12 protein-coding genes are annotated in these 13,426 nt (G+C 70.3%); 7 read left to right on the forward strand and 5 right to left on the reverse strand.

The window, feature by feature from the left end:
* The coding region (locus tag G6020_RS07265) for a fatty acid desaturase (RefSeq protein WP_182610161.1) at positions 1 to 1,921 on the reverse strand (1,921 nt) is incomplete at its 3' end.
* A 102-nt stretch (positions 1,922 to 2,023) separates the two neighbouring features.
* Here G6020_RS07265 and G6020_RS07270 point away from each other — a divergent pair.
* On the forward strand, positions 2,024 to 3,091 hold the full coding sequence (locus G6020_RS07270) for an AraC family transcriptional regulator (RefSeq protein WP_182610162.1): 1,068 nt from the start codon (positions 2,024 to 2,026) through the stop codon (positions 3,089 to 3,091).
* Between the two features lie 83 nt (positions 3,092 to 3,174).
* Positions 3,175 to 3,879 carry a TenA family protein gene (locus tag G6020_RS07275; RefSeq protein WP_182610163.1) on the forward strand — a complete coding sequence of 235 codons (705 nt, stop codon included), beginning with the start codon at positions 3,175 to 3,177 and terminating at the stop codon, positions 3,877 to 3,879.
* Positions 3,880 to 3,909: 30 nt separating this feature from the next.
* Here G6020_RS07275 and G6020_RS07280 read toward each other — a convergent pair whose 3' ends face one another.
* Positions 3,910 to 5,652, reverse strand: a complete 1,743-nt coding sequence (locus G6020_RS07280; RefSeq protein WP_182610164.1) for a sulfatase-like hydrolase/transferase — start codon at positions 5,650 to 5,652, stop codon at positions 3,910 to 3,912.
* Between the two features lie 341 nt (positions 5,653 to 5,993).
* Here G6020_RS07280 and G6020_RS07285 point away from each other — a divergent pair, with 341 nt between their 5' ends.
* Entirely contained in the window at positions 5,994 to 6,149 is a 156-nt protein-coding gene (locus G6020_RS07285; RefSeq protein ID WP_179524124.1) for a DUF6131 family protein, read from the forward strand.
* A gap of 117 nt (positions 6,150 to 6,266) precedes the next feature.
* On the opposite strand, the gene G6020_RS07290 is transcribed toward G6020_RS07285, so the two are convergent.
* The 3 genes from G6020_RS07290 to G6020_RS07300 form a co-directional block, all read right to left on the reverse strand.
* Positions 6,267 to 7,232 carry an NADPH:quinone oxidoreductase family protein gene (locus G6020_RS07290; RefSeq protein ID WP_182610165.1) on the reverse strand — a complete coding sequence of 322 codons (966 nt, stop codon included), beginning with the start codon at positions 7,230 to 7,232 and terminating at the stop codon, positions 6,267 to 6,269.
* A 97-nt stretch (positions 7,233 to 7,329) separates the two neighbouring features.
* Positions 7,330 to 7,773 carry a hypothetical protein gene (locus G6020_RS07295; protein ID WP_182610166.1) on the reverse strand — a complete coding sequence of 148 codons (444 nt, stop codon included), beginning with the start codon at positions 7,771 to 7,773 and terminating at the stop codon, positions 7,330 to 7,332.
* Between the two features lie 82 nt (positions 7,774 to 7,855).
* The gene (locus tag G6020_RS07300; RefSeq protein ID WP_182610167.1) at positions 7,856 to 8,518 is read right to left on the reverse strand and encodes an NAD(P)H-binding protein; all 663 of its coding nucleotides are present in this window, start codon (positions 8,516 to 8,518) and stop codon (positions 7,856 to 7,858) included.
* 250 nt (positions 8,519 to 8,768) lie between these two features.
* On the opposite strand from G6020_RS07300, the gene G6020_RS07305 reads away from it, so the two are divergent.
* The 4 genes from G6020_RS07305 to G6020_RS07320 form a co-directional block, all read left to right on the forward strand.
* Entirely contained in the window at positions 8,769 to 10,028 is a 1,260-nt protein-coding gene (locus tag G6020_RS07305) for an Ig-like domain-containing protein (RefSeq protein WP_182610168.1), read from the forward strand.
* A 53-nt stretch (positions 10,029 to 10,081) separates the two neighbouring features.
* Positions 10,082 to 10,960, forward strand: a complete 879-nt coding sequence (locus G6020_RS07310) for a P1 family peptidase (RefSeq protein ID WP_182610169.1) — start codon at positions 10,082 to 10,084, stop codon at positions 10,958 to 10,960.
* Between the two features lie 184 nt (positions 10,961 to 11,144).
* Complete coding sequence (locus G6020_RS07315; protein ID WP_179523670.1) at positions 11,145 to 12,503, forward strand: hemolysin family protein; 1,359 nt, start codon at positions 11,145 to 11,147, stop codon at positions 12,501 to 12,503.
* A gap of 44 nt (positions 12,504 to 12,547) precedes the next feature.
* A partial coding sequence (locus G6020_RS07320; protein WP_241732607.1) for a CNNM domain-containing protein occupies positions 12,548 to 13,426 on the forward strand: 879 nt, incomplete at its 3' end.

Raw genomic sequence — 13,426 nt, forward strand, 5'->3', positions numbered from 1 at the left:
TCTCGCGCTCGGCGGCGTCCGGGACGAGGCGCCGCAGCAGCTCGGGGCCCAGGCGGCCGGTGGTCAGGCCGTCGCGCTCGGACGGGGCGTCGGTGAACAGGTGCAGCGTGATGCCCGAGTCGCGGGCCAGTCGGCGGAGCTCGGCCTCGTAGATCACCGAGCGCTCGTCGCGGTTGAAGTAGAGCAGGGTGGCGTCGGCCCCGGCCCCGGCTTCGCGGGCGATGCGGCGCAGCAGGCTGATGATCGGCGTGATGCCCACCCCACCGGCGATGAGCAGTGACGGGGTGGCCGGGGAGTCCATCGCGAAGTCTCCCGACGACTGCGGCACGCCGACCAGCGTGAGGTAGCGCCCCGCCTTCAGCGTGTCGTTCACGCGGGCGGAGACCCGACCCCCTGCGACCCGCTTGACGCAGATCTCCAGGGCGTCCGATCCGTCGAGCCGCGAATCGGTGCTGTCGCGGACGAGGCTGTACTGACGGACCAACTCGACGCGGCCGGTGGCGGTGCCGGTGCCGGTGCCGGTGCCGTGGTCGTCGTCGTCGACCTCCACCCGTACCGACACGTACGCCCCGGCGTCCCACTCCACGTCCTCCCACCCACGCGGCCTGGCCAGGCGCACGGAGAGCGCGTCACCCCCGGCGACCGGCGTCGCGGACAGGACCCTCGCCGGGACATTGTGGAAGCGCGGCTTGTCCAAATACGGGGACTCGGGCAGGGGTCGGTAGGTGAAGCCCGAGATCACGCGGCGCCCGAGCGCGAGGGGGTCACGCAGCAACTCGGCCGGCCGCCCGAACTCCCGCTCGCCGAACGGCACGGACAGGCCCGTGAGCGTCTTGGCGATGAGCGGCACCGTCTCCAGCAGCGGGGTCTCGTGGTACGGCAGCCCGTACCGGGCGGCGATGTCACGCACCTCCGGGGCGATCCTGCGCTGCATGGACGGCGGCAGGTCGGGGAACAGGTGGTGCTCGACGTGCGTGTCCAGGCCGCCGTAGAAGATCCGCAGGTCGGGACGGTTCTCGAACGGCACCTCCTCCTCCAGGATGCGGGTCAGCGCCTCGTCCATCTGCGGGCTCGGCAGGAAGTTGCGGGTCGCCCGGATCTGCCGCTCGTAGTACTGGTCGGGGGTCTCGTCGGGGCCGGGATCGGTGAACAGTTCCAGCTCGCCCGCGTGGTGTTCGATGAGCACCAGGAACAGCACGGACATGTAGCCCGCGACTCCGCCGAAATAGTTGGCCACCAGGGTCGGGAGCGGCTTCCATCCGGAGCGGAAGGGCTCGTCCACGAATCGGCGGCGCGCGTCCCGGCGGGCGATCCTGGCCGGCGATCGCAGGGTGTAGGCGCTGAAGAACGGGTGGCGGTCGACCTTGCGCGCGATGTTGGCCAGGAAGAACGGTGCCGCGACCGGAGCCATGGCGGCGAGCGCGGAGATGAACGCCACCTGCCCGAGGTGGTGGCCGTACCAGTCCTGGCCCGCGCTGCCGCGGAAGACGCTGTAGCCGAGGTCGTGGTCCTTGCCGACGATGTTGGTGTTGGGGTGGTGGCCCGCGTGGTGCATCGTCTTCCAGTGGTCCACATCCACGTTGAAGTCCCAGTCGTAGCGGTCCGAGTGGTACTCGCCGTTGTCCGGCAGGTGGTCGTAGCTGCCGTGGACGATGTTGTGGCCCAGCTCGGAGAACTGCATGAGCCGGTACATCATCTCCAGCGCGGTGGCCCGGCGGATCGCGCGCGGACCCCCCTCGCGCAACAGCTCGCGGCGGCGGGCGTCGATCGCCTGCCCGTAGGCGGTGACGTGGCGGATGTGGTCCAGGTCCTCCTTGCCCACCTCGGCCTTGGCCCGCGCGTAGAGCTCCCCGATCGCCTCGGCCAGCCCGGTCGGTCCTGCCGATTCGGTACCCGTGCGGTTGTCGCTGGCGAGAGTCATGGATGTGACGGTAGCCACCGACGAGGGCCGGGGATAGGGCGTCGGCGGTCGCACATTTGGCATTTTCGGTCACCCGGCGGTGTGCGTTGCTACGGTCGGGCGATGACCTCGCCGTCGGACTCCGCGTCCCCCGTGTGGGCGGTGCCCCGCGGCACCGAGGGGATCCGCATCATGGTGGACGGCGGCGTCGCACGCGGGATGACGACGGGGGAGTGCCTGGCCGGGACCGGGCTCGACCCCCTGGATCTCGACGACGAGACCGCGCAGATCTGGGCGCATCAGGAGTTCGTGGTGATCCGCAATCTCCTGGGCCGGCTCGGGGACCGACCGGGTCTGGGGGCCGGAATCGGTGCGCATTCGACCCTCGGGCGGACCGGCGTCATCGGCTTCATGATGCTCGCGGGTCCCACCGTGCGGGCCGCGCTCGATCGGGCCATCCCGTACCTCGCGCTCTCGCCCACGCACCTGCGGTTCTCGCTCGACGAGGATGCCGCCGCCGGGACCGACCCGGAGGAGGCCTTCCTGGTCGCCGCGGACGACGAGATCCCCGCGGATGTACGCGCCTTCGTGGTGGAACGCGACCTGGCGGGGTTGGCGGCGGCCCTCCGTGGAGCCCAGATCGACGTCGGCACCACCGGCCTCGAGACGACCCTCGGCCCGGAGAGCGCCGTGATCCTCGGTGAGGCGTGGGGACTGACCGCCGACGAGGTCCGGCCACACGCCGAGCGGAACCGTCTGGTGATCACCCGTGAGCGGCTGGACGCGCGGCTGCCGCAGGGCGACGAGAACACGGCGAAGCTGTTCGAGAGGCAGTGCCGCGACCTGCTCGACGACCGGGTGGCGCGGGTGGGCGTGGCGGGGCAGGTCCGCAGTCGGCTGCAGCACGAGCGCGGGAGTTGGCCGTCGATGGCGGAGGTGGCCGGTGAGCTGCACGTCGATGTCCGCACCCTGCGTCGCCGCCTGGCCGCGGAGGGGACCTCGTTCCGGCGGGTGCTCGACGAGGTGAGGCATCATCGGGCCCTGGATCTACTGGCGCTGCGTGTACCCGTGGCGGAGGTGGCACGCGAGCTCGGGTACTCCGAGACCGCCACCTTCACCCGGACGTTCACCAGGTGGGAGGGCGTCCCGCCCAGTCGAGTACGGCGTTCAGCGGAGACCAGCGTTGACTAGGGTCGTGGAGACCGGGCCATGCGGATCGGGCACCGTTCCGGGGACATCGGCCGCCTTCCGACCACGACCCCAGGAGACCTGAGTTGACCCTGTTCGAGACCCTCAAGGATCGCTGCCGCCCCGAGTGGGAGGCCTACACCCGGCACGAGTTCGTCGAGGAGCTCGGGAGCGGGACGTTGCCCCTCGAGGTGTTCCGCGACTATCTGATCCAGGACTTCCACTTCCTGGTGCAGTTCGCGCGCGCCAACGCGTTGGCCGCGTTCAAGAGCCGCACGCTGGCCGACATCACCGCCGCGCACCAGGCCACGGGGGCGATTCTGGCCGAGACCGAGCTGCATCTGCGGCTGACCGAACGCTGGGGAATCCCGCGCGCCACCCTCGAGGCCGCCGCCGAGAAGCAGGCCACCGTCGCCTACACCCGCTACGTACTCGACTGCGGCATGGTCGGCGACCTGCTCGACCTGCACGTGGCACTGGCGCCGTGCACGATCGGTTACGCCGAGATCGGCGCACACCTGCAGCCCCGGCTCACCGAGCGCGGCAGCACGGAAGAGCCCGGCACGGGAGAGCGCGGCCGGGCCGGGCACCCGTACGGCGAGTGGATCGCCGAGTACTCGGGCGCGGAGTTCACCGCCGCGTCCCGCGCCGCGATCGCACAGCTCGACGTGCTGTCCGGGGGAGGGCTGACCGACCGCCGTCTCGACGAGCTCACCGAGGTGTTCCGCACGGCCACCAGGCTGGAGGCCGACTTCTGGCAGCAGGCGCTGGACAGCACAGTCGGCCGCTGACCAGCGGAGATCGGAAGGTGGCTCCGCCACTCAGGACCCCACCGAGCCGAGCGATCCCATCGGCCCCGTCGGAAGCGGCAGGTCCGCCGGCATCCCGGCGGGAGTGGTCCCCTTCTCCGCCATCTGCGCCAGCAGGACCGGCAGCATCTCGGCGAACATGTCGGCACGGAACTGCAGCGGGGCGAACGGGTTCGCGAGGTTCCGCAGTTCCAGGGGGTCCGCTGCGAGGTCGTACATCTCGAACACCGGGGGCTCGACCCACTGGGGGTCGAAGTACATCGTGAACTTGCGGGTGCGGTCCCGGACCGTGCGCAGGTGGTTCGGCTGGGTGACCGAGGTCTGCCCGTCGGGTTGACCGATGTTGTCGTCGTCGAAGACGTAGTGGATGACGTCCTGCACCTCTCGGGTCGGCGCCCCCGGGTTCTCGACGGCGTCGGAGATGATCGGCGACAGGTCGGTCCCGCGGAAGCCGAAACCGGCTCGCACCTCGGGCGCCACCTCGGCGATCGTCGCGAGGGTGGGCATGAGGTCCACGAGACTCGACAGGGCATCGGTCGTCACCCCGGTCGGGAACAGCCCGGGGTTGCTGATCACGAGCGGCACCAGCATCGTCTCCTCGTAGGCGTTGAACACCTTCTGGCGCATCCCGCCGTGGGACATGGCCATCTCGCCGTGGTCGGAGACCTGGATGATGATCGTGTCCCGCCGCAGGTCGTTGCTCTCCACCGCGTCGATGACGGCACCGATGTGCTGGTCCACGACCTGCTGCATGTACGCGTAGAGATTGGCGTAGTTGCGGGCCTTCTCCTCGCCCACCAGGGCGCCGAGCCCGACCTGGGAGGCGAGGTTGATCTGGGTCTGGGCGCGGGGCTTGTGGTTGAGCGCCAGCACCTCGGTGAACGTCGGCGGCAGGTCGATGCCCATCTGGAAGCAGCCCGGTGCCGCATCGAGGTAGTTGGTACCACCGTCCGGCATCGTCAGGTCCCAGGTCTGCGGATAGGCGAGGATGTCGTGCGGGTTCGCAAAACTGGCGACCAGTGCGAACGGCCGATCCGGGTCGTTCGGCACCGAGTTCAGGAACCCCACGGCCTCGTCGGCGTAGCGCTGGTCGTTGTTCGCGGTTCCGCCACCGAAGTTCTCCGGCTTGATGTCCTGGCCCGCCTCCGGCGGGCTCCAACCGTGGAAGCCGAAGGACTCGACGTCGGCGGGAGTCGGGTCCAGGCCGTCCGCTCCCTTGCTCATGTGCCACTTGCCCCGGTAGTGCACGTCGTACCCGGCCGAGGCGAGCAACCCGGCCATGTTGGGCGTGGTCGGCGACAGTTGCGGCTCCGCATCCGACAGGCTCCCGCCCGAGGTGAGGGTGCGGTAGACGCCGTGCTGGGCCGGGTAGACACCGGTGAACATGGTGCTGCGGCTGGGCGAGCACATCGTGGAGTTGCAGGCGTTGAGATTGAAGGACAGGCCGGTGTCGATCAACCGCTGGCGCTGCGGCAGGTTCTGCGCGGCCCACCCCTCAGGCCAGAACATCGGCCGCCGTTCCTGATCGGTCATGATGATGACGATGTTGGGTCGCCGGCGGATCCGGCCCTCGCCGACCGCGGCGCCGGCGGCGGGCGTGGTGCCCGGGATCGCCGAGGAGCCGAACGCGGCGCCCGCGGCACCCGCGGCGAGGAGGAGGCCGGTGCCGCCGAGGAAGGTGCGGCGGGGGATCGACGCGCCGGGGGGAGCGGGAGACGTGGAATGGGACGACGACGAGGTGGGCGACTGCGACATGGTGGACCCCTGGATGACCCGGCCGAGCCAACCCGGGGACCGCGCGGGCGATCTGGGAGGGCGGTCCCGGGGGTCGACCGGGGTGGTGCCGGATGCTTCGGATCGCGGCGATCCCGCGAATGCTGGGTGCGCTTACCGCCCGCTGTGGTGAAGGTTTTCTGAGAATAGCGCCTCATTCAGCTGCGCAGTGCGGATCGGGCGGGTCTTGCCGACGCCGAGGCCGCCACGTATGCCCGGACGAGCGTGCTCGCCTGCCTGCGAATCTCTGATCGGTCGTGGTTCGGGCTCGACCCATATACGCTCGGTTCATCCTGATCCGACTAAAGTGGAAGGACGAACCAATGATCATTCTTGGCGCAATTCTCTTGATCCTCGGATTCCTCTTGGACATCCCCATCCTCTGGACGATCGGCCTCGTACTCGTGGCGATCGGCGTGATCCTCTTCATCCTCGGCGCAGCCGGCCGGGCGGTCGGTGGACGTAAACACTGGTTCTGACCCCGGGTCCAGGCCCGTCGACAAGAGCGTTCCGCACACATCCGCCGAGAGCGGGTGCGCGGAACGCTCTTCTCGATGGGGTGATGGACTCGACGGGGCTTCCGGGCCGGGGGTCGCTCAGCGCCCGGTGGTGAGCACGATCTTGCCGACCGCGCCACGGCCGTCCATGAGCTCGAGGGCCTCGGTGGCCTTGTCCAGCGGGAACTCCGCACCGACGAGCGGGTCGAGCTTCCCGGCGGCCAGCAGCGGCTCCACCTCGGTCCACTGCTTCTGCAGGTAACCGGGGTTGCTCATCCAGTACTCGCCCCAGCCCACCCCGACGGCGCTCTTGTTCCCGAGCAGCAGTCGGTTGACCTTGACCGTGGGGATCTCGCCGCCGGTGAACCCGATCACGAGGATCCGGCCCTCCTGTCCGAGGGACCGGATGGAGTCGGTGAAGCGGTCACCGCCCACGGGGTCGACGACGATGTCGACACCCTTCCCGCCGGTGAGCTCCTTCACCGCGTCCTTGAACCCCTCCGGCGCGATGGCGTCGGACGCGCCTGCCTTGAGTGCCAGTTCCCGCTTGTCCCCGGTGGAGGCCACCGCGATCACGCGGGCGCCGGACGCGACGGCGAACTGCGTGGCGGCGATCCCGATCCCGCCACCCGCGCCGTGCACGAGAACCGTCTCCCCGGGCTGGAGCCGGCCGCGGTGCGCCAGCGCGAAGTGCACGGTCAGGACGTTCATGGGGATGGACGCCCCCTGGGCGAAGGTCAACGAGTCGGGCAGCCGGAACACCTGTGAGGGCTCGGTGGAGACCACTTCGGCGAATCCGCCGAGGCCGGGAAAGGCGCACACGCGGTCGCCGGCGGCGAAACCGGATCCCTCGGGAGCGGAGCGGACCACGCCGGCCACCTCCGAGCCGGGGACGAAGGGCAGCGGGGGCGACATCTGGTACTTCCCGCGGGTCTGGAGCACCTCGGGGAAGGTCACCCCTGCGGCGTGGACGTCGATGAGGACCGCTCCCGGCTCCGGTTCTGGGAGGTCGACCACCTCGAGGGCGGCGGGTCCGTCATGGGATGAGATGTGGATGGCACGCATGGACCCATAGTGTCAGCCCGGACACCCGCCTCGCCGGGACAGGGCCGACCGGGTCACGGGTCAGAGGACCCGGTTACACGGGTCGGTGGGCCCGGGTTCACGGGTCGGTGGGCACCGGCGGGGTCGGATCGGCCGTCTCCGGGCGGCGGCGCAGGAGATGGAGTGCGAGCCCCACGGCCACCACGACCTGCCCCACCTGGAAGGCCAGCGCCATCACGATGAACTCCCGCCCGAACGTGGTCGGCAGGACCAGGAGCAACGCGCAGATGCCCAACAGCGCGACAGTGAGGATCTGGCCCCCGGCCAGGAACCGTCGCGGGCTGGTGACCAGGCGGCCGCGGGAGAGCAACAGTACCGAGTTCAGTGCCACGAGCAGGCACACCGGCACCCCGATCTGCGCGGGGAACAGGAACAGGATCACGAAGAGTGGGTGCGAACTCAGGGTGACGGTGCCGGTCGCCAGGAACTGCGGGACGCTCCACAACGCGGTGAGAAGTGCGCAGGACACCGTGATCCACGAGCCGCCCACCAGGATTCGCACCGGTCGAGGATAGCCGTGCCGCCCCCGGCGCGGTGCCCCGCCCACCCGGTGGGCGACCGGTCCCCGCCGGGTCACCCGCGCGTCACTCCCTGGTCAGTGCCTCACCGATGGGTGTCTCGCCGTCGGAGAACTCGATCGTGCGACCGATGGTGTCCGGCCGTCGCAGGACGGCCGCCGTGACGGCGGCCACGACGTCCCGGCTCGTGGCCCGGTCGTCCCGCTTGTCGGCGCCCACGCCGATCGTCTCCCCGCCGGCGTCGTCGGTGAGCATCCCCGGACCGAGGATCGTCCACTGCAGGTCGGACTCCCGGAGATGGGCATCCGCGGCGGCCTTGGCCTGGGCGTACGGGAAGAACGGATCGTCCTCGGGCACTCCGTGGTCGGTGCGGGCCCCGTCATAGGAGATCATGACGTACCTCTCGACCCCCTCCTCCGCGGAGGCGTCCATGGAGCGGATCGCCGCGTCGCGGTCGACCGCGTAGGTGCGGTCGGCGCACCCGCCACCGGCGCCGGCGGCCCACACCACGGAGCCGCTGTCGCGCAGCACCTCCCGCAGGCCGTCCACGTCGAGTGTCTCGACATCCGCGACGACGGGCGTCGCGCCCACCTCGCGGATGTCGTCGGCCTGGTCCGGATTGCGGATGACGGAGTTGACCTGGGCACCCGCCTCCGACAGGATCCGGGCGGCGCGGAGGGCGACCTTGCCGTGGCCGCCGATGATGGTCACAGGGCGTTCGATACTCATGGCCTCCGTTGTACTCCTCCGCCCCGCTCCGTGCGCCTCCTCGGTGGCGCGGCGCGGGACCGTGGCCGGCACCCCGCCATCCGAGACGCTCCTCACGTTTCGGGGGCGTCCCGGCCCGATCCGGTCACAACTCCACAACGACACGCCGGATGCGCCCGTGTGGGTTCGCGTCGTGTCGGACCCGACGTGCATCATGTGCACATAAGCCGGTACTCACCGGTACACCCTCAGTTCTGCCTCGGAGTCACGCATGTCCTTGTCCCGGTCCGGGTACCTCTCGCGCTCGGCGGCGCAGGTCCCCCTCGTCATCCTCGCCGGGCTACTGGCCCTCCTGCTCATCGCGACCGGATGCACCATCCCCGTCCCCACCGGTTCGGCCGGGGAGACCACCCCGAGTGAGACGTCTCAGGCACCGGAGCCGGCGACCCTCCGGATCACCCCGGCCGACGGGGCGACGGACGTCGCCGTGGTGGACGGCGTCCGGGCCCGGGTCGAGAACGGTTCCCTGACCGAGGTGGTCCTCACCAACGACGCGGGCAAGGAGATCGAGGGCGAGTTGTCGCGGGACGCGACCTCGTGGGAGCCGGCGGTCACCCTCGGGTACGGGCGCACCTACACCCTGGACGTCACCTATCGGGGTGCGACGGGCGGCCCGAGGACCGACACGCGCACGTTCACCATGGCCAATCCTCAGGCCATCATCAGCCCCACCCTGGTCACCCCGGGCGGTGGCGCACTGGAGTCGGGCCGGGAGTACGGCGTCGGGATCATCGTGGGCGCCAGATTCGATCAGCCGGTGGCCGACCGCGCCACCGTGGAGAAGCACATGACGGTCACCACCGAGCCCGCCGTCGAGGGCAACTGGTTCTGGCTCGACGACACCACCGCGCACTGGCGCCCGAGGGACTACTACGCCACCGGCACCCGGGTCCACGTGGACCTGGACACCGAGGGCCGGAACCTCGGCGGCGGCCAGTGGGGCGGAGAGGGCGCGGAGGTGGACTTCACCATCGGTGACCGACGGGTGGCCATCGCCGACGACGTCACCAAGACGGTCTCGGTGTTCCACAACCAGGAGCTGGTCAAGACCATGCCCACGTCGATGGGCAAGGGCGGGTGGGCGACCTACAACGGTGTGAGCATGCACTTCTGGACCCAGCGGGGCGTCTACACGGTCCTCGACAAGGCCAGCTCGGTGCTCATGGACTCGTCGACCTACGGTCTGCCGCTGGACGTCGGCTACAAGGTGACCGTCGACCACGGGGTCCGTCTCACCAACGAGGGCATCTACTTCCACGCCCTCGCCTCGTCGATGTGGGCCCAGGGCAACACCAACGTCTCGCACGGATGCCTCAACCTCTCCCCGGACGACGCGTCCTGGTACTTCGACCAGGCGGTCGCCGGGGACATCGTCGAGGTCCGCAACACCGGCGGCCCGGAGCAGGGGATCTGGCAGAACGGCGACTGGGCTGTCCCGTGGAGCACCTGGCAGAAGGGTTCCGCCGACTGAGGGGCCGGTCGACACCGTTGCCGGTCGGATGGTCGGCACGCTAATTTTGCCCGATGGAGCCCCGCACACCCCGGACCCGCCTGCCCGGAGTCTCGATCGGCCACTGGACGGACCCGTCGGCGATGACGGGGTGCACGGTGGTGCTCCTCCCCGAGGGGGCGGTGGCCTCACGAGAGGTGCGCGGTGGCGCCCCGGCGACCCGCGACCTCGACGCACTCGCCCCCGACAAGGCCGTGACCTCGATAGACGCGGTCCTCCTCACCGGCGGATCGGCGTTCGGCCTGGCCGCCGCCGAGGGGGTGATGCGGTTCCTCGAGGAGGCCGGGCGGGGCGTGCCCACTCCCGGTGGACGCGTCCCGATCGTGCCGACCCTGGCGCTGTTCGACCTCGGGGTCGGCGACCCGAAGGTCCGGCCGACGGCGGAGGACGGCTACTCCGCCGCGGTCGCGGCGAGCGGGCCGCGGTTCGAGGTGGGGCAGCTCGGTGCGGGGACCGGGGCGTTCACGTCGCAGTGGCGCGGGGTGGAGAACCTCCGTGCGGGCGGGATCCGGTACGCGGAGAGCACACTGGGCGACCTGGTCGTGGGGGCGCTGTGCGCGGTGAACGCCTACGGGGACGTCGACCCGGGCGGCACCGAGGTCGACCTCGACAGTGTCGCGAACCTGGTCCCGCCGTTCGACTACACCTCCGATCGGGTCCACACCACCATCGGAGTGGTGATGACCAACGCGAGGTTGGACAAGACCGCGTGCTTCGTCGTCGCACAGGGCGCCCACGACGGGCTCGCCCGGGCGCTGACTCCGCCGCACACCCGGTACGACGGTGACGGTTTCGTCGCCGTGGCCACCGGCGAGGTGGCCGCCGACGTCGACACGGTCCGCCTGATGGCGCTGGACGCCGTCTCCCGGGCGATACGCTCCGCCGGCCACTGACACGCCCGGCGACGCCACACGCCGGAACGGAGTCGACATTTCCGGCGATGGGCGGGACAATCGGTAGTCACCCCGGGCACCGGCCCGTGGGCGACCCCGACGAAAGCGCAGGAGCACCTCCAGTGAGCCGAGCCGATACACCGGCCCGATCTATCAGCCCCCTTCTCGGAAGGGGGAACACCGGATGAGCATCGCGCTCTCACTACTCGTCGGAGTCGTGGTGGTCCTGGCGATCACCGCGCTCACGGGCTACTTCGTGGCCCAGGAGTTCGCGTTCATGGCCGTCGACCGCTCCCGGATGGGGGCCGCGGCGGAGAAGGGCGACCCGGCGGCGGCACGCGTCCTCGGCGTGACCAGACGAACATCCTTCATGCTCTCGGGCGCCCAGCTCGGTATCACCGTCACCACCCTGGTCGTCGGTTACGTGGCCGAACCGCTCATCGGCCGCTCGATCGGCGAACTCCTCGGCCTGGCGTCCGTGCCGCAGGGAGTCGGCGTGGTGGTCGGCACGGTGCTGGCACTGCTCTTCTCGACGGTCGTGCAGATGATCTTCGGCGAGTTGGTGCCCAAGAACCTGGCCATCGCCAAGCCGGAGCCGGTCGCACGCTGGCTGGCCCGGTCCACCACGATCTACCTCGCTCTGTTCGGCTGGCTCATCGGTCTGTTCGACAAGGCGTCCGAGGCGCTGCTCAAGGCCGTCGGTATCGAGCCGGTGCATGACAAGGAGCACTCCGCCACCGCCCGCGACCTGGAGCACATCGTCGCCGAGTCCGAAGAGACCGGCGAGTTGTCCGAGGAGCTCAGCGACCTGTTGGACAGGATGCTCGACTTCCCCGGACAACCCGCCGAGCACGCCATGATCCCGCGGAGCCGCACCGATGTGGTCCGCGCGGAGGACACGGTCAACGAGGTCCTGTCCAAGATGGCCACCGGCCACACCCGCTACCCGGTCGTCGGCGACGACTCCGACGACGTGATCGGCATCGTGGACCTCCACGACCTGCTCTCGGTGTGCGACGACGACCAGGCCGATCTCACCGCGGTGTCCGCCCTGATGCGCGCGCCGATCATCGTGCCCACCTCCCTGCCCCTGCCGGAGGTGGCCGCCCGCCTGAGCGCCGAGAAGTCGGAGATGGCCGTGGTGGTGGACGAGTACGGCGGCTTCGCCGGCGTCGTGACGATGGAGGACATGGCAGAGGAGATCGTCGGCGAGATCGCGGACGAGCACGATCCCCAGCTCGCCGCCGGGACCCCGGTCAGCGAGGGTCTGGGCTGGCTCCTGTCCGGCGACACCCATCTCGACGAGGTGGAACGCCTGCTCGAGATCACCCTGCCCGAGGTGGACGCCGAGACGCTCGGCGGGCTGGTGGTCGAGACGACCGGTGACCTGCCCGAGCTGGGCGACCGTGTCGACATCCCCCTTCCCGACACGGACGTGTTGGAGGAGTTCTCCGCGGACCGGGTCCTCCGGACCGAGGTGCGCCGGATCGAACGACGCGTGCCGGCCGAACTGCACGTCGTGGTCGAGGAGGCCGCGCGATGAACCCCACCACCACCCTGCTCGCCGCCGAGGCCGGATCGGGCCTCATGAGCAACCCGCTCGTCGTGGTGCTCGCCACGATCGTCCTCATCGCGGCGTCCGCGTTCTTCGTCGCCGTCGAGTTCTCGCTGATCTCCGCGCGTCGCCACCGCCTCGAGGACGCGGCGGCGTCGAGCGCCTCCGCCCGGGCCGCCCTGCGCAACGCCTCCGAGCTCACGCTCCTGCTGGCGGGATCCCAACTCGGGATCACGCTGTGCGCACTGGCGCTCGGCTCCATCACCAAGCCCGCTGTCCACCACTGGCTCACCCCGGTGTTCGCCGGCTGGGGCCTGCCCTACTGGACGGCCGACGTCATCGCGTTCGTCATCGCCCTGCTCATCGTCACGTTCCTGCACCTCGTGGTGGGCGAGATGGCTCCCAAGTCGTGGTCCATCACGCACCCCGAGTACTCGGCCACGCTGTTGGCGATACCGATGCGGGGCTTCCTCTGGATCACCCGCCCGCTGCTGGTGATGCTCAACACCCTCGCCAACCGGATCCTCCACCGGATCGGGGTGGAGACCCGCGACGAGGTGGCCTCCGGGCAGGACGCCGACTCCCTGCGGGAGCTCGTGCGCCACTCCGGTGAGGCCGGCACGCTCGACGACACCCACCACCGGCAGCTGCTCAACGCACTGGAGCTGCAGGAGCTCACCGTGGGTGACCTGCTGGGCGAGCGCGGCGTGGACACCCCCGCCGCCCCGGAGGAGATGTCCTCGGTCGACGTGGACGCCTCGCCCGAGGAGATCCGCGAGACGGCCCGCCGCACCGGTCACCTGCGCCTGCTGGTGATGGACAGCGACACCGCGGTGGGCGTGGTGCACGCGCGGGACGCGATCAACATCCAGGCGGCGGCCACGGCGAGGGAGCTCATGCGGCCGAGCCTG

Source organism: Dietzia sp. B19 (assembly GCF_014145155.1).
Lineage (GTDB): Bacteria > Actinomycetota > Actinomycetes > Mycobacteriales > Mycobacteriaceae > Dietzia > Dietzia natronolimnaea.